Annotated in this window: 20 protein-coding genes and 1 pseudogene; 10 read left to right on the top strand and 11 right to left on the bottom strand. The window is 55.4% G+C overall.

Features of this window, described 5'->3' with window-relative positions:
- Positions 1-254 precede the first annotated feature (254 nt).
- Both arsH and ACRWA7_RS33910 read left to right on the top strand, forming a co-directional pair.
- Positions 255-992, top strand: coding sequence for an arsenical resistance protein ArsH (arsH, locus tag ACRWA7_RS33915; RefSeq protein ID WP_438397169.1), 738 nt, complete (start codon positions 255-257; stop codon positions 990-992).
- 5 nt (positions 993-997) lie between these two features.
- On the top strand, positions 998-1,327 hold the full coding sequence (locus ACRWA7_RS33910; RefSeq protein WP_438396901.1) for an ArsR/SmtB family transcription factor: 330 nt from the start codon (positions 998-1,000) through the stop codon (positions 1,325-1,327).
- 80 nt (positions 1,328-1,407) lie between these two features.
- Here ACRWA7_RS33910 and ACRWA7_RS33905 read toward each other — a convergent pair whose 3' ends face one another.
- The 8 genes from ACRWA7_RS33905 to pstS all read right to left on the bottom strand — a co-directional run bounded on the left by ACRWA7_RS33905 (position 1,408) and on the right by pstS (position 7,815).
- Positions 1,408-1,749 (bottom strand): ArsR/SmtB family transcription factor, encoded by a 342-nt coding sequence (locus ACRWA7_RS33905; protein WP_438397167.1) that lies wholly within the window; start codon positions 1,747-1,749, stop codon positions 1,408-1,410.
- 72 nt (positions 1,750-1,821) lie between these two features.
- Positions 1,822-2,553 (bottom strand): phosphate regulon transcriptional regulator PhoB, encoded by a 732-nt coding sequence (gene phoB, locus ACRWA7_RS33900; protein ID WP_438396899.1) that lies wholly within the window; start codon positions 2,551-2,553, stop codon positions 1,822-1,824.
- A gap of 17 nt (positions 2,554-2,570) precedes the next feature.
- Complete coding sequence (phoU, locus tag ACRWA7_RS33895) at positions 2,571-3,275, bottom strand: phosphate signaling complex protein PhoU (protein WP_438396897.1); 705 nt, start codon at positions 3,273-3,275, stop codon at positions 2,571-2,573.
- 9 nt (positions 3,276-3,284) lie between these two features.
- Positions 3,285-4,079, bottom strand: a complete 795-nt coding sequence (gene pstB / locus ACRWA7_RS33890; RefSeq protein ID WP_438396895.1) for a phosphate ABC transporter ATP-binding protein PstB — start codon at positions 4,077-4,079, stop codon at positions 3,285-3,287.
- Positions 4,072-4,860: a phosphate ABC transporter ATP-binding protein PstB gene (gene pstB / locus ACRWA7_RS33885; protein ID WP_438396893.1), complete on the bottom strand. Its 789-nt coding sequence runs from the start codon at positions 4,858-4,860 to the stop codon at positions 4,072-4,074. Before pstB (ACRWA7_RS33885) ends, pstB (ACRWA7_RS33890) begins: the two co-directional genes overlap by 8 nt.
- Entirely contained in the window at positions 4,847-5,704 is an 858-nt protein-coding gene (gene pstA / locus ACRWA7_RS33880) for a phosphate ABC transporter permease PstA (RefSeq protein WP_438397165.1), read from the bottom strand. The genes pstB (ACRWA7_RS33885) and pstA overlap by 14 nt, the downstream gene beginning before the upstream one ends.
- Positions 5,704-6,675: a phosphate ABC transporter permease subunit PstC gene (gene pstC, locus ACRWA7_RS33875; RefSeq protein WP_438397163.1), complete on the bottom strand. Its 972-nt coding sequence runs from the start codon at positions 6,673-6,675 to the stop codon at positions 5,704-5,706. The genes pstA and pstC overlap by 1 nt, the downstream gene beginning before the upstream one ends.
- 120 nt (positions 6,676-6,795) lie before the next feature.
- Entirely contained in the window at positions 6,796-7,815 is a 1,020-nt protein-coding gene (gene pstS, locus ACRWA7_RS33870; protein ID WP_438396891.1) for a phosphate ABC transporter substrate-binding protein PstS, read from the bottom strand.
- A gap of 248 nt (positions 7,816-8,063) precedes the next feature.
- Between pstS and ACRWA7_RS33865 the strand changes: the two are divergent.
- Together ACRWA7_RS33865 and ACRWA7_RS33860 are read left to right on the top strand one after the other, a co-directional pair.
- Positions 8,064-8,580: pseudogene (locus ACRWA7_RS33865) on the top strand (arsenate reductase ArsC).
- A 163-nt stretch (positions 8,581-8,743) separates the two neighbouring features.
- Positions 8,744-10,027, top strand: a complete 1,284-nt coding sequence (locus ACRWA7_RS33860) for an arsenic transporter (protein ID WP_438396890.1) — start codon at positions 8,744-8,746, stop codon at positions 10,025-10,027.
- Between the two features lie 149 nt (positions 10,028-10,176).
- Here ACRWA7_RS33860 and ACRWA7_RS33855 read toward each other — a convergent pair whose 3' ends face one another.
- The 3 genes from ACRWA7_RS33855 to ACRWA7_RS33845 are packed head-to-tail and all read right to left on the bottom strand — an operon-like array spanning position 10,177 to position 13,917.
- Positions 10,177-11,520: a sigma-54-dependent transcriptional regulator gene (locus ACRWA7_RS33855; protein ID WP_438396888.1), complete on the bottom strand. Its 1,344-nt coding sequence runs from the start codon at positions 11,518-11,520 to the stop codon at positions 10,177-10,179.
- Positions 11,517-12,980 (bottom strand): ATP-binding protein, encoded by a 1,464-nt coding sequence (locus ACRWA7_RS33850; RefSeq protein ID WP_438396887.1) that lies wholly within the window; start codon positions 12,978-12,980, stop codon positions 11,517-11,519. The genes ACRWA7_RS33855 and ACRWA7_RS33850 overlap by 4 nt, the downstream gene beginning before the upstream one ends.
- A gap of 7 nt (positions 12,981-12,987) precedes the next feature.
- Positions 12,988-13,917: a substrate-binding domain-containing protein gene (locus ACRWA7_RS33845; protein WP_438396885.1), complete on the bottom strand. Its 930-nt coding sequence runs from the start codon at positions 13,915-13,917 to the stop codon at positions 12,988-12,990.
- Between the two features lie 127 nt (positions 13,918-14,044).
- Here ACRWA7_RS33845 and ACRWA7_RS33840 point away from each other — a divergent pair, with 127 nt between their 5' ends.
- The 6 genes from ACRWA7_RS33840 (at position 14,045) to tnpB (ending at position 18,831) form a co-directional block, all read left to right on the top strand.
- Entirely contained in the window at positions 14,045-14,578 is a 534-nt protein-coding gene (locus ACRWA7_RS33840) for an arsenate reductase (azurin) small subunit (RefSeq protein ID WP_438396883.1), read from the top strand.
- A 12-nt stretch (positions 14,579-14,590) separates the two neighbouring features.
- Positions 14,591-17,068 carry an arsenate reductase (azurin) large subunit gene (locus ACRWA7_RS33835; protein WP_438397157.1) on the top strand — a complete coding sequence of 826 codons (2,478 nt, stop codon included), beginning with the start codon at positions 14,591-14,593 and terminating at the stop codon, positions 17,066-17,068.
- A 57-nt stretch (positions 17,069-17,125) separates the two neighbouring features.
- Positions 17,126-17,455, top strand: coding sequence for a c-type cytochrome (locus tag ACRWA7_RS33830; RefSeq protein WP_438397156.1), 330 nt, complete (start codon positions 17,126-17,128; stop codon positions 17,453-17,455).
- A gap of 58 nt (positions 17,456-17,513) precedes the next feature.
- On the top strand, positions 17,514-18,029 hold the full coding sequence (locus ACRWA7_RS33825) for a radical SAM protein (protein ID WP_438397155.1): 516 nt from the start codon (positions 17,514-17,516) through the stop codon (positions 18,027-18,029).
- A gap of 74 nt (positions 18,030-18,103) precedes the next feature.
- A complete protein-coding gene (locus ACRWA7_RS33820) occupies positions 18,104-18,499 on the top strand; it encodes a transposase (RefSeq protein WP_438397154.1) in 396 nt (131 codons plus the stop codon).
- Positions 18,496-18,831: an IS66 family insertion sequence element accessory protein TnpB gene (gene tnpB / locus ACRWA7_RS33815; protein WP_044455394.1), complete on the top strand. Its 336-nt coding sequence runs from the start codon at positions 18,496-18,498 to the stop codon at positions 18,829-18,831. The genes ACRWA7_RS33820 and tnpB overlap by 4 nt, the downstream gene beginning before the upstream one ends.
- Positions 18,832-18,888 lie beyond the last annotated feature (57 nt).

The raw sequence follows: 18,888 nt of genomic DNA, 5'->3' as shown, positions 1-18,888 counted from the left end.
CGAATCGCAACGAACGCTCGCATCGACCTGCATTCAATATCGCCGGAACTCGGCAATAATTGACAGACAGCTTCTCTATCATGTGTCATGGTTCACTCCCTGATCCCTCTCACGCCGCGGTGCACGATCTGTCGGATGCCGAGAAGCTCGGCCCCGCACTTGCTAAATTACTACACTTCCATATAATTGGAAATATGAAATTTTCGCCTGGATACATCGCTATGTCATCAAGATCGCGCATCACTGATAATTCAATGCCTGCTGCAAAGCCTGACTTCCTCGACGGCAACATTGCTAAACGCCTTGGCATGCCGGACGCGTCGCCGCCAAAAATCTTGCTGCTCTATGGTTCACTCCGTGAGCGATCGTTCTCGCGTCTGGCTGTCGAGGAAGCCGCGCGCCTGCTTGAGTTCTTCGGTGCCGAAACCCGAATCTTCGACCCACGCGGGTTGCCTTTCCCCGATGACGTTGAGTGCAACGAGCACCCTAAGGTAAAGGAGCTTCGCAACCTCTCAATCTGGTCAGAAGGCCAGGTTTGGTGCAGCCCCGAGCGGCATGGCACCATCTCGGGCATCATCAAAACCCAAATTGACCATCTGCCGCTGGCGATGGGCGGCGTCCGCCCCACCCAAGGCAGAACGCTCGCTGTCATGCAAGTGAGCGGCGGCTCACAAAGCTTTAACTCTGTAAATCAGCTTCGTCAGTTGGGGCGATGGATGCGTATGTTCACCATCCCCAACCAGTCGTCAGTAGCAAAGGCGTACGAGGAATTTGACGAACATGGACGGATGAAGCCGTCTGCTTATTACGACCGCATTGTTGACGTCATGGAGGAGTTGGTGAAATTCACGCTCCTTTTGCGGGGTAAGGCGGATTACCTTGTTGATCGATACAGTGAACGGGTTGACGAAGGTCGTCCCATAGATCCCCGGACCGACCTCGCGGCATTGGCGGGCGCGGAAGAGATTGAAATCACGGACCAAAGGGAGTGAGCGTCATGAAGACGATGGACAGCAAGCTGGCGGTGAAGGCGCTTGCGGCGCTCGCGCAGGAAACGAGACTGGCCACATTCCGATTGCTGGTCACCGCAGGGCCCGAAGGGATGAGCGCGGGAGCCATTTCGGAAAGTTTGGGCTTGGCCGCGCCTACCCTATCCTTCCATCTGAAGGAATTGGCCCACTCTGGCTTGATCGAGGGTAAAGCACACGGGCGATTCGTGATGTACCGCGCCCAATATGGGCATATGCAGGCGCTTATCGACTTCCTGATGGAAAACTGTTGCGCAGCAGAAGGACTGGGCTGTGCAGCCAAGGATGCGGTAGCGTAGGGTCTCTTTTCCCGCAGCGGCTTTCGAGACAAACCCATCGATCGACCCAGCTGCGGCGCGAGCGCACCTCGCCAAATCGTTCAGGCAGGCACCGGCTTGCACTTCACCTTTTTGCGAGGCGTGCAGTTCGCTGAATCTACTCCCTCACAGCAGTTCTCGGTCAGAAAGCCGATCAGGTCGTTCACGTGGTTGATCTCAGGGGCATAGTAAACAAAACGGCCCTCTTGACGAGAACTCACCAAGCCCGCATGCGTAAGTTCTTTCAGGTGGAACGATAGCGTCGCGCTGGCCAGTTCCAGCTGCTCTTGAATGACCCCCACGCTCACCCCGTCCGGACCTGCTGTTACCAGCAGGCGAAAAATCCCCAAGCGCGTAGATTGTGCGAGCGCCGATAGTGCTTTGATTGCGTCTTTTTCCTTCATCATGCCATTGACTCGTCGGATCCAACCAACGATTCTACAGCTATCGAGATGTCAATTGCACGACACTTTTGTTTAAGCTGCTTTTGCAACACTTGCAGCCACCGGGAGCGCTGCTGACAGTCGATATCCGGAGCCTCGCACGGTCTCGATCAGCGCTTCGCCGTGCGCTGGCCGAAGCGCGGCTCTCAAGCGTTTTATGTGCACATCGACCGTGCGTTCTTCGATGAAAACGTGGTCGCCCCAAACCTGGTCGAGCACGAAGGATCGCGAGTGAACCCGTTCCGGATGCGTCAGGAAAAAATGCAGTAGCTTGAACTCTGTCGGGCCAAGCCGCAGCGGAACCTCAGTGCCATCTATTACTCCGAAGACCCTACGTGTTGCCGGGTCCAATCTGATCCCGTGCATGATGACCGGATCGTCGGTCGATTGTGGTGCCCTTCTTCGCAATACGGCCTTGATCCGCGCCAGCAGTTCTTTCGGCGAGAACGGTTTCGATATGTAGTCGTCGGCGCCCGCTTCGAGACCTTCCAGGCGGTGGTATTCCTCTCCCCGGGCAGTGAGCATAATCACCGGTAGATCGCGTGTTCTGGAATCGTTGCGGATATCTTTCAAGAACGTCAGACCTGATTGGTCCGGAAGCATCCAGTCCAAAATAATGATATCGGGAAGCACGTCCGAGATAATCTCGTTGGCTTTGGCCACGGTGAACGCCGCGAGCGGAAGATAGCCCGCATGTCGAGCATTAATCGAAAGTATTTCGGCGATCGCCGGTTCATCTTCAACAAAAAGTATAGTTGCGGGCACTACCTTTCCCCTTATCCTTAGCCCAACGCTTCGCGCTCCAACTTCTCACGCGACACATGGCGCACGTCGGTGCCTTTGACGACATAGATGATGAACTCCGCGATGTTCGTCGCGTGGTCACCAATCCGCTCAATTGCCTTCGCGATAAACAGATAGTCAAGTGCGACCGAAATTACACGCGGGTCTTCCATCATGTAGGTAATCAGCTTCCTCACAAACGCTTTGAATTGCTGATCGATCGCGTCGTCCTCACGGATGATGTGGGCTGCTGCGACGGTGTCCAAGCGAGCAAACGCATCGAGCGCACGGTGAAGAACGGAAATTGCCATCTCACCAGATAGTTTGATTTCGGCAATGTTGATGGCGCGGGCCGCTGGCTCACTCGAGATACGTCGGGTTCGCTTGGCGATTTTCCTCGCCTCATCGCCCGCGCGTTCGAGATTTGTGATCGTCTTCGAAACGGCCATTAGTAGACGCAAGTCCCTCGCGGCGGGCTGACGACGTGCAATGATGTTGTTGATCTCTTCGTCAATGTCAATTTCCATCGCGTTCAGTCGCCGCTCGTCGTCCATGATTCGCTCTACCAAATCGAGATCGAAGTCGTTCAATGCCTGCATAGCGAAACCGATTTGTGATTCAGCCAGTCCTCCCATTGCAAGCAACTTGGTCGAAACTTGATTCAAGTCGGCATCGAACTGGCTCGACAGATGTTTATCGGTCATGGTGACTCCTTAGCCGAAGCGGCCAGTGATGTAGTCTTCGGTCGCACGTTGGTCTGGCTTCTTGAAGATCTTTTGTGTCAGCCCGAACTCGACGAGCTCCCCCATGTACATGTACGCGGTGTAGTCCGAGCAACGTGCGGCCTGCTGCAGGTTGTGCGTGACAATGACCACCGTATGGTCATCCTTCAATTCGAGAACCAGTTCTTCGATACCCGCAGTCGATATCGGATCAAGGGCCGAACATGGCTCGTCCATTAACAGTATGTCCGGACGCATGGCAATGGCGCGCGCGATACACAGCCGTTGTTGCTGGCCACCAGATAGGCCGTATCCACTCATGTGGACTTTGTCTTTCACCTCCTTCCACAAGGCAGCTCGGGTCAACGCCCACTCGACGCGCTCGTCAAGATCTGACTTGGAGATGGACTCAAATGCTCTCGGTCCAAAGGCAACGTTTTCGTAGATCGACATCGCGAACGGAGTGGGTTTCTGGAACACCATTCCGACGTTAGCCCGGTGAAAGGTCACGTCCGCTTTCGAGGTAAGTACGTTCGCACCGTCTATTCGAATTTCGCCGTCAGCTCGTTGCTCTGGATAAAGGACGAATATCTTGTTGAACGTCCTAAGAAGTGTCGACTTTCCACATCCCGACGGGCCAATGAAAGCGGTCACACGCTTCTCGGGTATAGAAAGATTAACGTTCTTGAGCGCATGAAATTTGCCGTAGAAGAAGTTAAGATTTTTAACTTCAATCTTCGTGGCAAGCTCTGCATCAACGCCGGGTGCGCTAGCAAGCTCAGCCATAGAGACCTCGGACGTAGCCTTCGGTAAGCTTCTCACGGGGTTTGGTGAAAATTTGCTCCGTCGCTCCAAATTCGATCAGCTTACCCAGATGCATAAATGCCGTGTTTTTCGACACCCGAGCGGCCTGCTTCATGTTGTGTGTGACCATGATGACCGTGTAGTGTCGTTTCAACGTCTCTAGCAACTCCTCGATGCGGCCTGTGGCGATTGGGTCCAACGCCGAGGTTGGCTCGTCCAGCAGAAGCACTTCGGGATCCACTGCGATGGCGCGGGCGATGCACAGGCGTTGCTGCTGGCCACCCGATAAGGCCAGAGCGCTTTGATCAAGCTTGTCCTTCACTTCGTCCCAAAGCGCACCTCGGCGCAGAGCGAACTCCACTCGCTCGTCCATTTCCGCGTGGTTGAGTGACTCGTGATGGTGGATGGCCAGGGCAATGTTGTCGTAGATAGACATCGTGAAGGGCGTCGGCTTTTGGAACACCATGCCGACCTTCAGACGAAGCGCACTCAGTTTGAAGGTGGGGTCAAGGATATTCTGGCCGTCAAGCTCCACTGCACCTTTTGCGGCCTGGCCAGGGTAAATCGAATACATCCGATTCAGCACTCGCAGCAAGGTTGACTTCCCACAACCGGATGCTCCGATGATCGCGGTGACCTCTCTGTCGGGAAAGTCGACGTTCACGTCGAATAGCGCCTGACGGTGGCCGTAGTGGAAATCGAGGTTGCGTACGCGAATACGCGTCGTGTTTGTACGGGCTGATGGCATCTTAACGGGGGGCATGACCGCGGCCGAAGAAGGTGCGCGACAGGATTGCCAGCGCAAGAACGAAAATCGTCATCAAGAAGGCTCCTGCCCAGGCTAGAGCGTGCCAACTGTCGTACGGGCTCATCGCATACTGGAAAATGACCACTGGGATATTGGCCATGGGGCCGTTCGGCGTGGTCGTCCAGTACTGGTTGTTGAGCGCCGTGAACAGAAGCGGCGCCGTTTCACCGCTGATGCGCGCTACCGCAAGTAGAACACCGGTGACAACGCCCGAACTTGCTGCTTTCAACAATATGCGCGAACTGATCTTCCAGCGGGGGATGCCGAGTGATAGTGCCGCCTCTCGCATGCTGTCCGGTATTAACTGAAGCATCTCGTCGGTGGTCCGAATGACAACCGGGAGCATGATGATCGCAAGCGCCACTGCCCCCGCCCATCCCGAGAAATGCCCGACTTGCCTGACGATGATCTCGTACGTAAAAAGACCAATGACAATCGACGGCGCGCTCAGCAAAATGTCGTTCACGAAACGGATGACCGCGCCGAGGCGGGTTCCGCGCGCGTATTCGGCCAAGTAGGTACCGGCCATCAATCCAAGCGGCACCCCGATGACGGTAGCGATGCCAATCATGGTGAAACTGCCATACAGCGCGTTGAGCAAGCCACCATCTTGGCCGGGAGGCGGTGTCATTTGCGTTACCAAGCTCGGCCGCAAGGCAGCGGCACCGTTGATGACCGTCGTGACAAGAATCCAGGCCAGGAAGAAGAGACCAAAGAGCGTCGAGCCGACCGACAACAGAAACACCACATTGTTGGTAAATCGCCGCTTGCGAAGTTTTCTCATGTCGAAGCCTTGCATCATTTAGCTCCTTCCATTCGGTTTAATCTCAGCAACAGCAACTTCGCGAACGCAAGCACGATAAAGGTCACAACGAAGAGGACAAATCCCAGCGCGATGAGGGACGACAAGTAGATCGGAGAGTCGGCTTCCGTGAACTCGTTGGCAAGCGTCGCTGCGATCGAGTTGCTCGGGTTCAGCAAGGACACGCTCAGATCGTGCGCATTACCCAAGACGAACGTGACCGCCATGGTTTCTCCCAGCGCCCGCCCCAATCCGAGAAAAATCGCGCCAATGACCGCCGAGCGCGTGTACGGCAGAATCACTTTGCGCATGACCTCCCAACGTGTCGAACCGAGGGCAAATGCCGACTCTTTCAGTACCTGGGGTGTCGCCGAGAACACGTCGCGCATCACAGCACTGATAAACGGGATGATCATGATGCCGAGGATGATGCCGGCCGGAAGCATGCCGAGGCCAATAGGCGCGCCCGAAAAAAGCGGCCCGATGAGCCACTTGTTACCGAGGTGATCAATGAGCCAAGGCTCCACATGGTCGGCCAGGACGGGCGCGAACACAAATAGGCCCCACATCCCGTAGATGATGCTGGGGATAGCGGCGAGTAATTCGATCGCCGTGCTGATTGGATTTTTCATCCAGGTCGGCGCAATCTCAGTGATAAAGATCGCGATACCGAAGCTGATCGGCACCGCGATAACGAGTGCAAGCAAAGAGCTGACCAAGGTCCCGTAGATGGGAATGAGCGCGCCGAATTTATGCGCTACCGCGTCCCAGTCAGTACTCACGAGGAAGTGCCAACCGAAAGTCTGGAAAGCCAAGCGCCCACCCCACAACATCGAGATGGCAACTCCGGCCAGCAGGGCCAGCACGAAAATCGCTGCTGCTGCAGCCGTATAGCGGAATAAGCGGTCCGCCAGCTCGTCGGGAAGACGCCGCACGCGGGTTCGGAAGGTTAATTCGGTGCCTATCATGTCGCCGGCGCGACGCTGGCGAGGGACGTCGTTTGCTAACTCTTCAGCAGTCGGGGGCATGGCTCATCCTTGACGGCCAGCGCCGAGCGAGCAGCCGGCACTGGCTGAGTTCACTAGCAATTAGAACTTGAAGTTCGTAGACCAGTACGTTTCAATTTGCTTGACGAGCGGAGGGGGAAGCGGAACATAGTCGAGCGACTGCGCTTGGGACTGCCCCTTCTCCAGAGCCCATTTAAAGAACTCAATTGCAGCTTTCGACTGCGCAGCATTCTTCGGCTGCTTGTACATAATGATGAACGTCGTGGCCGTGATTGGGTACGCTTCCGGCCCGTTCGCATCGGTCATAACGAGATCGAAGTCGGTCGAGGTCGACCAGTCGGCAGTCGCGGCGGCAGCCTGAAAACTTTTGCCGTTGGGTTCAACGAAGTTTCCTGCCTTGTTTTGAACTGAGGCGTAAGTCATCTTGTTCTGAACGACGTACGCGTACTCAACATATCCAATCGAGTTTTTCAGCCGATTCACATACGCAGCGACCCCCTCGTTGCCCTTGCCACCGACACCCACAGGCCATGAAACCGACGTGCCCTCACCTACCTTCGATTTCCAATCAGGACTGACCTTGGACAGATAGTTCACCCAATTGAAGGTCGTGCCTGATCCGTCCGAGCGGTGGACCACCGTGATGTTCGCACTTGGGAGGGTCACACCTGGATTTACCTTCACGATCGCCGGATCATCCCACTTCGTAATCTTTCCGAGGAAGATGTCAGCCAACAGTGCCCCCGTAAAGCGGAGCTTTCCTGGGGCAACGCCTGCGATATTTACGACTGGCACTACGCCACCGATGACGGAGGGGAACTGGCCCATCTCCTTCTCCTTCAGGTCGGCCACCGACATAGGCATGTCACTCGCACCAAAGTCGACAGTCGCCGCCTTGATCTGCGCGATACCGCCGCCCGAGCCGATCGACTGGTAGTTCACCTTGTTGCCAGATGATTGGTTATAGTCGGACGACCATTTGGACAAGATCGGGTAGACAAACGTCGAACCGGCCCCCGTTATATCTGCCGCATGCGCGACAACTGCGAATGTGGCAGCGAGCGCAGCGCCTGCGAGACGTTGCACGAACAACTTCTTCATTTTAGTCATCCTCAGTGGTTGCTGATATCTCGATAACTCTAGATACATTACGACTGTCGGGATTCTGAGTATAGTCCGTGACAAAGATGTGACAAGCTGGGCCTTGATGAAATTTTTATGACGGCGAGCCATAACTGCAGTCTTTGAGGCATCTTCTCGATGGTGCATTGCCAAAAAACGTCATTTCGATTATATTAGAGATGTTGATATGTTGCCAATGGGCGACTTTTACGCTTTCAGGAGCATTCATGACCGAAAACCAAAAACACGCCGTTCTTTTCCTGTGCACTCATAACTCTGCGCGTTCGATTCTTGCAGAGGCCATCTTGAATGACGTGGCCGGCGACCGGTTCACTGCTTACAGCGCGGGAAGTCATCCTGGCACTGCGCCTAATCCTTTTGCCCTTGACCTGCTGCGCTCACGGGAAATCAACGTCGACAATCTCAGAAGCAAGAATTGGGATGAGTTTGCGGAAGAAGGCGCTCCCAAAATCGATTACATTTTCACGGTGTGCGATAACGCTGCAGGTGAAGTCTGCCCAATCTGGCCAGGACATCCCGCGAAAGCGCATTGGGGCATCCCCGACCCGTCGATAACTGAGGGCACAGACGAGGACAAGCGCAAGGCTTTCATAACTGCGTTCATTCAGTTGCGCAAGCGCATCGACTTGCTGGTTAATATTGCCCTTAGACAAGCTGGACAGGCTTGATACGCGAGAACAACTTCAGCGCATCGGAAGCGATTTGGCGGCAAAGGGCGAATGAGGGTTCGTGGACGCGCGTCGGTTGCCTACGACATAGACAGAACAGCGGCTACGTTGCTGCCTGTTGAGCTATTGGCGCATCATTTCGGCGGTTTCTACTCGCGTTCCAACATCGTCTGCAATGGCGCGGGGCCGTTCGGCTTCGCAACTTTAGGAAGTCTTTAATGCTTACCGCGGTACTAATATTTATCCTCACCATCGTATTCGTGATTTGGCAGCCAAGGGGTTTGGGCATCGGATGGAGCGCAGTCGGCGGTGCCGTCCTCGCGCTGCTGACTGGCGTGATTCATATCTCAGATATTCCGGTGGTTTGGCATATCGTTTGGAACGCGACGCTCACGTTTATCGCTGTGATTATCATTAGCTTGCTTCTCGACGAAGCCGGCTTTTTCGAGTGGTCAGCACTACATGTGGCGCGTTGGGGCAACGGCAACGGTCGGAAGCTTTTTGCGTTTCTGGTCCTGCTCGGCGCGGCCGTTGCCGCGTTTTTCGCAAATGATGGTGCCGCGCTAATTCTTACGCCTATCGTCATGGCAATGCTGCTTGCACTACGATTCAGTCCGGCCGCAACCCTTGCGTTCGTGATGGCCGCGGGGTTCATAGCGGACACGGCTAGCTTGCCTCTTGTCGTTTCAAATTTAGTCAACATCGTCTCGGCTGATTTTTTCAAAATAGGCTTTGCTCACTACGCGAGCGTTATGATTCCCGTAGACATCGTCGCGGTCGCCGTCACGCTAGCCATGCTGCTATTTTATTTTCGCCGCGATATCCCGACCACCTACGACGTTGCCGAGCTCAAGCAACCAAGCGAAGCAATTCGCGACACATCTACCTTTAAGGCCGGCTGGTGGGTGTTGGCGCTGCTGCTGATTGGATTCTTCGGGTGCGACGCCGTGGGCCTCCCCATTAGCGCTGTTGCGGCCGTTGGTGCAGCCATTCTTCTGGCGGTCGCTGGACGAGGTCACATCATCTCCACGAAGAAGGTCCTCAAGGAAGCTCCGTGGCAGGTTGTTATCTTTTCCTTGGGCATGTACTTGGTCGTGTACGGCTTGCGCAATCAAGGGCTCACTGGATACGTTGCGCGAATTCTTAATTATCTCGCTGCTCACGGCGTCTGGGCGGCAGCGCTGGGCACCGGACTTCTCACCGCTTTTCTGTCATCTATCATGAACAACATGCCAACAGTGCTTGTCGGAGCGCTGTCTATTGATGCGAGCAGCGCAACTGGTGTCGTGAAAGAGGCCATGGTGTTCGCCAACGTCATTGGAAGTGACCTGGGCCCAAAAATCACGCCAATCGGGTCCCTCGCGACTTTGCTATGGCTGCATGTGCTGGCTCGCAAGAACGTCACTATCACGTGGGGCTACTATTTCAGGACCGGCATCGTTCTGACACTCCCTATTTTGGTTGTTACGCTCGCGGCGCTTGCTCTTCGACTGCAGGCTTAACCTGCCGAGCTGGTCAGGTTCATAACAGAGCTCAAGAGACGCGCGGGAAACGAATCCGCGGGGCTTCCGTCTAAGACGAATTGAACGCGGCAGAATACCTGAATCTGTAGGTAGCGGCGGTCGCCTTCAAGATGGCGACCGCTTAGTTTTTAAGCCGAGCCTTCCTGCCCAGCAATCCGGTGCCGGCGCATTCGCTCCCACAAGCTTTTGCGGGAAATGCCAAGTGCGGCTGCTGTTTCCGCGATTCGGCCGTGGTGCTGAACCAATGCGTTGTTGATGTAGAGCGCCTCGCACCGGTCCATGTACACCGACAACAAAGGAGCTTCGGCGACCTCCGCATCGTTGAAGGCTGATGGGTCCGTGAAAACGTCCGACGGCATCAAAACGTTACCCGCCGACATCAAGCATGCTCGCTCGAGCCGATTTCGCAATTCACGGACGTTTCCAGGCCAGTTGAAACCAACGAGTGCCGCCTCGGTAGCGGGATGAAGCTGTTTCACGGGCTCACGATTACTTTCGGCGTAGCCCGACAAGAATCGGCCTGCTATCCACAGGACGTCATCGCTTCGCTCGCGCAACGGCGGGACACGCAGCGTGACGACATTTAGACGATAAAACAGGTCTTCCCGAAAGTGTCCTTCCTTCAGAAGCTCTTGCAGTTCCCTGTGCGTCGCGCACACGAGACGGAAGTTGCATTCAATATCCCTTTCCGCGCCAACTCTTCGAACACGTTTTTCCTGAAGGACGCGCAGAAGCTTCACCTGCATTGCGAGGGGTAGGTCACCTATCTCATCAAGAAACAGCGTGCCACCATGGGCAAGCTCAAAAAATCCCTTCTTTTGACGGTCCGCGCCGGTAAAGGCCCCACGCTCAAAGCCGAAGAACTCCGACTCCATTAATGTCTCAGGTACGGCTCCGCAATTGACGGCAATGAATGGCTCCTCGTGGCCGCCTGCGGCAATTTCATGGATGTGTCGAGCAAGAACCTCTTTGCCGGAACCTGACTCGCCGTTGATGAGAATGGACGACGCTCGTTTCGCTATTTTTGGGACAGCTTCCGCTAATCTGCGCATCGCGAGTGAAACACCAAGCGGCCCGTGAGCCGGCATTGCTTGTTCAGGGATGTTCTGCACAGACAGCGCCTGTATTTTCCGGACTAATTCGGCGATGTCGAACGGTTTCGTCACGTAGTCAGACACGCCCGATTTCAGCATCGACACGGCGCCATCAATCGAGGCATAAGCCGTTACCAGAATATAGGGGGGCACCGTCGGCATTGCGTGCCGTAGCCGGCTAAACAACTCATCGCCCGCAAAGTCGGGCAATCTCACGTCGCTTACCACGACCGAGTAACCCTTCTTCGGAATCGCTGCGAAGGCATCCGCAGCGCGCGTGTGCCAATCGACCTCAAAGCCTTCCAATTGAAAGCGCTCGACCATCGATTCGCCCATGATGGGGTCGTCTTCGACCAGGCATATCAGAGCTTCGCTCATGTCTTGTCTCCTGCCGTTATAGGGAGCACAACCTCGAAGGTCGTTTGGCCGGGCTGGCTGCTCACTGATATCGTCCCGCGAAGCTGCGTGACGATTTGATAGCTGACCCATAAACCGAGCCCATAACTGCGCACGCCTGCCGATTTCTGGTTTGGAGAATATGGCTCGAAAACATGGTTCACCACGTGTTCAGGTATGTGTTCGCCCGTGTTAGATACCAACACACAGACTTCCGACGGCGAAGCGGTCGCTGTGCACGAGACCGTTCCACCTTCTTCGACTGCTTTGACCGCGTTCAGCAAGAGGTTGAGCACGAGTTGCCTAAGCAGGTGCGATGGCAAGGCTACGGTGTCGGCCGGCACGGACCACTGCATCTGAAGATTTTTCGTGATGACTTCGGGATGCACCAAAATTTGCAAGTCATCCCAATCGGCTTGACCCATCGCAGGCGAATCGAGTCTTGCCTCTATCAAAAGCGCCCCGACGGTCGACCTAATTTGCGTAAGGCCACGCTCCAAGAGGCCCAGAGTGCGGCTGGTGAGCCCGTCAGGCGCCCCATGCTTGGCCAAGGTATCAACAGCGTTAATGAGCCCGCCGAGAGGATTGTTAATCTCGTGTGCGATTCCAGCGGCGACACGGCCGACCGCTGCCAATCGTTCAGATACAACCATCTCACGTTCAAGCTGGCGTTTTTCTGAAAGCTCGTCGAGCATCCCGCGAAAACTCGCCGATAAGGCTCCGATTTCATCGCGCCCCCGCGCATCGACTTCGCTCTTGAGAATTTCGGGAGCCGCCGTATGCACCCGCTCCATCGCATCGCTGAGCCGGTGAAGGGGCGTTGCCATCCGCTTTCCCCACCACCACGCAATCGGCAGCAGCAGTAGTAGGCCGAATAGGCTCAATAGGACCATCCGAATGAGTAACGTCGCAATTTCTCCGCGAACCTTACCCGTGTCGTAAGTAACCACGACGTAGCCAAGAAAACTGCCGTCCTCAGCCAGAACGGCTTGGGCGGCCACTACGTCGTCAAGGGCGAAGACGCTGGGGAAGCTGAGGTAGAAGAATTCCGGGTTGGCATGGACTTGACGTATCGCGACAGCCACCGGCTCCCCAAGGGACGATGCCCGAGCCCACGTCGCTGAGAATTTCGGGTTGGTTGATGCGTAAACGCGGCCGGCCGAGTCCAAAACAATGACCTGTTTTAAGGGGTTGCCAAGCTCCCTTGCGTCAATTGGTGCCCGGATGACCTCGAAGACTCGATATAGGTCATCGCGCATCAACGAATCGCGTATGGACAGCGTCGTTACATTTGCCAGGTTGCGCGCACCGCTTTCCACGTTGCGCCGTGCATCCGACAGGGTCAGCGCAACAAGAGCGGCAGTGACCGCGAGTTCCGTCAGTAAGATAGCCAGCATTAGAGCGGCAGGAATCTTGTAGCGGTAACTCACATTTTCTAGCACGACGCCCTCACCCGACAACGGTGTCGGAAAGCTGCACAAGTCCGCGAACGCCGTCGAATAACGAATCGTCGCCGGTTACAAAGCGGTCAAGATTGAGCTGCTGTAGGACGTCTCTGCCCGCAGCATCGGCGTTCATTGAGACTAACGCAGTTTGCAGGCTGCTGAACATATCTCCAGCGAGATTGCGGCGAGTGACGATAGGTGGAAACCCATACTGGGGAGAACGCCATGCAATCCTAACGCCAACAGTGGAATCAGGAATTTGTCTGACCAGCGTATCGAATATGTACCCGTCGATTTCTCCAGCTGACGCCAGGCCCGATGCGACCGCTTCAACCACCTTGCGATGTGCAAAAGTGAAGAACGTCTTGCTGAAGAAATGTCGCGGGTCCAAGCCCATTCGTATGAGTTCCGTTCTCGGAACGAGATAGCCGGAATTAGATTGCGGGTCGCTGTAAGCAAAAACTCTCCCCTCAAGGGCTGCGATGCTCGTGGTCGATGTGTCGGATGCCGGAACCAGTAGGTACGAACGATATAAAGGCTTTCCCTGATACTGGGGCACTGCGAGCAATTTCATCTTGTCGCCGTGCGTCACATAGGGATAGCCGCATACCCAGGCCAAATCAAGCTGGTCTGCGAGAAGCAATTCCGTAATCTCGCCGTAGCTGCGGCGTTGCACGAAAGCCACCTCCGCCCCCAACTGTTGCTCAAGCCGCGCGCGCCATTTCGCAAGCAACCGTACTTGGTTATCCAGAAAGACAGCAGTAGTCCCGAAAAGTATCTTTTTGCGCGGGGCTGGGACAGCTGCAAGCGCAGGACCACAGGACGAAGCAGCTGCGCCCACGGCGAGTGCGCCCAATACTTTGCGGCGTGCGTTACTGAACGGTAACCCCTCCATAGCGCTGTCCCCTTCAGCCGTTACCAAACGGAAACTCATTCTAACGTCTCTAGGAACGTGGAATAGTTGTATTCCAAGCTGGCCGGCATTCTTCGTGTTTTGGCATAGAGCTTGCCATTGATGCCCCGATGGTAACGGTTGCCCACGCGGGTATCAAGGAGCAGAAATGCCAAACGAGAATATATCGAGACGAACGTTTTTGAAGGTCGGTGGAACGAGCGCCGCGGCAACCGCTGCCGTGATTTTGAAGCCCGCATGTGCAGCGACACCACCTGCTGCGCTCGCTCCAAACACCAGCCATACCTTGCTCCCATACTTGACGAAATTCGTCACGACCGCCAGCCAACTGAACCAAGGAACACCGCTCACCTTTAGCTATCCGGACGCTTCCTCACCATGCATGGCCATCAAACTCGGATTGCCTGTTCCCGGCGGCGTCGGTCCAAACAAGGACATCGTCGCTTACAGCATGATGTGCACCCACATGGGGTGTCCTGTCATGTTCGATGGCGGAACCAACACCTTTAAGTGTGGTTGCCACTACAGCATGTTCGACGCAGAGAAGGCGGGGCAAATGATTGCAGGGCAAGCAACTGAAAATCTGCCCCGCATCCGACTTTTATACGACGAGAAGACAGGAAAGATTTCGGCAAATGGCGTGGACGGAATGTTGTACGGCCGTCAAGCCAACGTTATCTAATCAGGGGGAGATATGGACAATCAAAGCGGCCGCATCACGTTACCACCCGTGACTGCGCAGCGAACAAATATGACGTGCCACTTCTGCATCGTTGGTTGCGGATACAACGTTTATAAATGGCCTGAGAATGAAGAAGGCGGTCGAGCGGCCAATCAGAATGCGCTCGGTCTCGACTATACGAAGCAACTTCCCCCGCTGAGCATTACCCTCACACCGGCGATGACAAATGTCGTTGAGAATCGGGACGGCAGCCGCCATCGAATCATGATTGTTCCGGACAAAGAATGCGTGGTGAATAGCGGGTTGAGTTCAACGCGCGGTGGCAAGATGGCGACGTATATGTACGCGCCCGATGGACTCACTCGCGAGCGCCTACGTAACCCTCGCATGTACGTGGGAGACCAATGGGTTGATACCGATTGGGACCGTGCTATGGCAATTTACGCTGGCTTGCTCAAGCGCACGCTCGACAAAGACGGGCCAAGTGGCATCGTCTTCTCCGCGTTCGACCATGGTGGTGCCGGAGGCGGTTTTGAAAACACGTGGGCAACCGGCAAGCTAATGTTCACGGCTCTGCAAACGCCGATGGTGCGCATCCATAACCGGCCTGCATACAACTCGGAATGTCACGCGACGCGCGAGATGGGAATCGGCGAGTTGAACAATTCATACGAGGACGCCGAAGTCGCCGACGTCATTATGGCCGTCGGAAACAACGCATACGAATCGCAGACAAATTACTTCCTGAATCACTGGATTCCCAACTTGCAAGGTGGTACGACAGACAAGAAGAAACAGCGGTTTCCAGGAGAGGCGACGCCTGCGACCAAGATTATCTTCGTCGACCCCCGGCGTACGCCTACTATCGCGATAGCAGAGCAAGTTGCCGGCGCTGCCAACGTGCTGCATTTGGACATTCAGCCGGGAACCGACGTTGCATTGTTCAACGGCCTCTTCACCTATGTAGTCGAACAAGGTTGGGTCGACAAAGAATTTATCGCGCAGCATACAAATGGCTTCGATGCTGCGGTCAAAACGAACCACATGACCCTGGAGGATTCCAGCAAGGTCACTGGCATTCCCGTGGACAAGATTCGTACCGCTGCCGAATGGGCATATAAGCCCAAAGCTGCGGGACAGATGACGCGAACGATGCATGCATATGAGAAAGGCATCATCTGGGGCAATGACAATTACCTTATCCAGTCCTCATTGGTTGACCTTGTACTTGCCACCCACAATGTCGGTCGACGCGGTACTGGCGTGGTTCGTATGGGCGGTCATCAAGAAGGTTACACCCGTCCGCCATACCCGGGTGATTCGAAGATATATATCGACCAACAGCTCATTCACGACAAGGGTCGCGTGATGACCTGGTGGGGTAGCAATAATTTTCAGACTAGCAACAACACTGAGGCGCTACGCGAGGCCGTCCTGCGTCGCTCACAAATCGTGAAACAGGCAATGCAAAAGGCCAAGGGCGCGACGGACGCCGAGATGGTTGATGTAATTTACGATGCGACGAGCAAGGGGGGGCTGTTCGTTGCGTCAGTGAACCTTTATCCCACGAAACTTGCAGAAGCCGCGCACCTGATGCTCCCTGCTGCCCATCCGGGCGAGACAAATCTGACATCAATGAACGGCGAGCGGCGCATGCGTCTTTCTCAGAAGTTCATGGATGCGCCAGGCAGCGCGATGGCCGACTCGCTTATCGTGGCCCGCGTGGCAAACACGTTAAAGACCATGTACCAGGCGGAAGGCAACACCGCGATGGTGACTCGTTTTAGCGGCTTTGATTGGAAAAGTGAAGAGGACGCGTTCAACGACGGATTTCGGCAAGTGGGGCAGCCGGGCGCAGGGAAGATTGATAGCCAGGGAGGTGACACCGGGCATCTCGTGACTTACGAGCGGCTGCGAGCCGCAGGAAATAACGGCGTGCAACTTCCCGTTAAGTCGTTCGACAACGGAAAGTTTGTTGGCACGGAGATGCTGTATACCGACTCCAAGTTCGATACGCCTGACGGCAAGGCCCAATTCAAGCCTGCACCGTGGGGTGGCCTGCCTAAAACCGTCGCTCAGCAGAAGGAAAAATTCCGGTTCTGGATTAACAACGGACGCAACAACGAGGTGTGGCAGACGGCTTATCACGACCAATACAACGAGTTCATTCGGGCGCGCTACCCGATGGCCTATATCGAGATAAATCCGGACGACGCAAAGGAACTGAAGCTGGAAGCTGGCGATGTCGTCGAGGTCTACAACGACTTCGGTTCTACCTACGCGATGACCTACCCGACGGCGGATATTAAGCGCGACCAAACCTTCATGATGTTCGGGTACGTCAATGGAATCCAGGGAGATGTTACGACCGACTGGGTCGACCGCAATGTCATTCCATACTACAAGGGCACATGGGCCAACCTCCGCCGAGTGGGCTCGATGGAAGATTACAAACGAACTGTGAGCTTCAAGAGCCGCCGTTTTGCATAACCTTCACCACGCCGCGGACAGGGATGCACGCGGCGTTCTTTTTCACGGGACGATTCGATGAAACGATTGCTCGCTATTTGTCTGGCCGCATTTGCCACTACCCACACACTTGCGGATGTTGACGCAGCAAAAGCACAAGGCATCGCTAGCAAAAACATGTGCTTCAGCTGCCACGCTGTCGACCACAAGGTCGTCGGTCCGGCGTACCACGATGTCGGCCTAAAGTACAAGGGGGACGCCGACGCTCTTGCCACCTTAACGAAGAAGGTCAAGAACGGCGGCTCCGGTGTTTGGGGCCCAATGGCGATGCCGCCGAACCCGGGAATAAGCGACGCCGATTTGCGGGTTGTTTTGACATGGGTGTTGGCCGGTGCGCCGACTCAGTGACGCGACGAGGCGGTTCTATGTCATCAAGACTGTACCGTGTTTTTTCCCGATCTCAGACATGCGACTATTGCGGCACGTGATGCCAGTCGAACCGCATTTGGAAGGACTCGCAATTGACCAATTGCGTCGTCCCATGCGAGACCTGAGAATCTCGCTGACAGACAGGTGCAACTTCCGCTGCTCGTACTGCATGCCGAGCGCCGTGTTTGGCAAGGAGTACGAGTACTTGCCGCGCGAGCGAATTCTTTCGTTTGACGAAATTGAAACAGTCGCGACTGCGGCGATCGCGGCGGGTGTCGAGAAGCTCCGATTGACCGGCGGAGAACCATTGTTACGCAAAGACATCAAGCTATTGGTGGCAGAGCTTAGCGCGCTTCGCACACCGTCTGGTCATCCTGTAGAAGTGACTCTAACGACCAATGGTTCGCTTCTACGCCGTAAGGCGCGCGGCCTACATGATGCGGGAATGAACCGTCTCACGGTTAGTCTGGATGCGCTCGATGCGCAGGTGTTCGCCACCATGAGCGGTTCAACCGTTGACGTAGACGTGGTGCTCGATGGAATTGATGCGTAAGCACCCGGCAATCTCATCTGGTTTTCTATACTTTGGCGTAAGAGCATACGTTTCCACGATCAGGAAGCGGACACGTGCACACTATTTCCCAAGACATTCCGACCGGGCGCACACGGCGCACCTACAGCACCTCGTTCAAGTCAGAGCTTATCGAACAATGTCGCCAGGTCGGCGTCTCATGTTCAGCCGTGGCGATTTCGCATGGTCTGAACCCCAATGTGCTGCGGCGTTGGATTAAAGATGCCGCCGATTCCAGCGACGCTGCACTGCCTGCACTCAAATCGGTTGTTGTCGACGTAAAGCCTGCCTTCGTCGCGTTGCCAATGACCGTGCCGACACCACAAGCGCCCGACGCGGCGCAAGCGAACGTGCGTATCGACATTCAGCGCAATGGCACAACCGTGTCAGTGCTGTGGCCGCAGCTTTGTTTGAGTGACAGTGCAGCTTGGGTTCGGGAGGTGCTACGATGATCCGCATCGACGCCATTTGGCTTGCGACCGAACCCCTCGATATGCGTGCCGGCGCCGATACCATCCTTGCTCGCGTGGTGAAGGTATTTGGGTCCGCACGGCCACATCATGCATATCTGTTTGCCAATCAGCGCTCGACGCGCATGAAGGTCCTGGTGTACGACGGATTTGGCGTCTGGCTTGCTGCACGACGCTTGAACAAAGGTCATTTCGTTTGGGCCAATGGTCATAGTGATATTTCTGAGACGTTAAATCTCGAGCAACTGCGCGCACTCGTGATCGGGCTGCCCTGGCAGACGTTGGCGCACGACCACGTAATCGCGGTGGTATAGCAAGTGACGTAAACAGTTCCGATTCCCCCGGCGTGCAAGTGCTGGCAAACTTGGGGG

The organism is Caballeronia sp. DA-9 (assembly GCF_051615025.1).
Lineage (GTDB): Bacteria > Pseudomonadota > Gammaproteobacteria > Burkholderiales > Burkholderiaceae > Caballeronia > Caballeronia sordidicola.
The sequence above is the reverse complement of the archived record's forward strand: the minus strand, read 5'-3'. Positions and strand labels throughout refer to the sequence as shown.

Coding starts and splice junctions, on each gene's coding strand:
- tnpB (WP_044455394.1), top strand. CDS start 18,496: ATGATCCGCATCGACGCCATTTGGCTTGCGACCGAACCCCTCGATATG.
- ACRWA7_RS33835 (WP_438397157.1), top strand. CDS start 14,591: ATGGACAATCAAAGCGGCCGCATCACGTTACCACCCGTGACTGCGCAG.
- ACRWA7_RS33825 (WP_438397155.1), top strand. CDS start 17,514: ATGCGACTATTGCGGCACGTGATGCCAGTCGAACCGCATTTGGAAGGA.
- phoU (WP_438396897.1), bottom strand. CDS start 3,275: ATGACCGATAAACATCTGTCGAGCCAGTTCGATGCCGACTTGAATCAA.
- arsH (WP_438397169.1), top strand. CDS start 255: ATGCCTGCTGCAAAGCCTGACTTCCTCGACGGCAACATTGCTAAACGC.
- pstC (WP_438397163.1), bottom strand. CDS start 6,675: ATGATAGGCACCGAATTAACCTTCCGAACCCGCGTGCGGCGTCTTCCC.
- pstA (WP_438397165.1), bottom strand. CDS start 5,704: ATGCAAGGCTTCGACATGAGAAAACTTCGCAAGCGGCGATTTACCAAC.
- ACRWA7_RS33855 (WP_438396888.1), bottom strand. CDS start 11,520: ATGAGCGAAGCTCTGATATGCCTGGTCGAAGACGACCCCATCATGGGC.
- pstS (WP_438396891.1), bottom strand. CDS start 7,815: ATGAAGAAGTTGTTCGTGCAACGTCTCGCAGGCGCTGCGCTCGCTGCC.
- ACRWA7_RS33840 (WP_438396883.1), top strand. CDS start 14,045: ATGCCAAACGAGAATATATCGAGACGAACGTTTTTGAAGGTCGGTGGA.
- pstB (WP_438396895.1), bottom strand. CDS start 4,079: ATGGCTGAGCTTGCTAGCGCACCCGGCGTTGATGCAGAGCTTGCCACG.
- ACRWA7_RS33845 (WP_438396885.1), bottom strand. CDS start 13,917: ATGAGTTTCCGTTTGGTAACGGCTGAAGGGGACAGCGCTATGGAGGGG.
- ACRWA7_RS33910 (WP_438396901.1), top strand. CDS start 998: ATGAAGACGATGGACAGCAAGCTGGCGGTGAAGGCGCTTGCGGCGCTC.
- ACRWA7_RS33905 (WP_438397167.1), bottom strand. CDS start 1,749: ATGAAGGAAAAAGACGCAATCAAAGCACTATCGGCGCTCGCACAATCT.
- pstB (WP_438396893.1), bottom strand. CDS start 4,860: ATGCCCCCCGTTAAGATGCCATCAGCCCGTACAAACACGACGCGTATT.
- ACRWA7_RS33830 (WP_438397156.1), top strand. CDS start 17,126: ATGAAACGATTGCTCGCTATTTGTCTGGCCGCATTTGCCACTACCCAC.
- ACRWA7_RS33860 (WP_438396890.1), top strand. CDS start 8,744: ATGCTTACCGCGGTACTAATATTTATCCTCACCATCGTATTCGTGATT.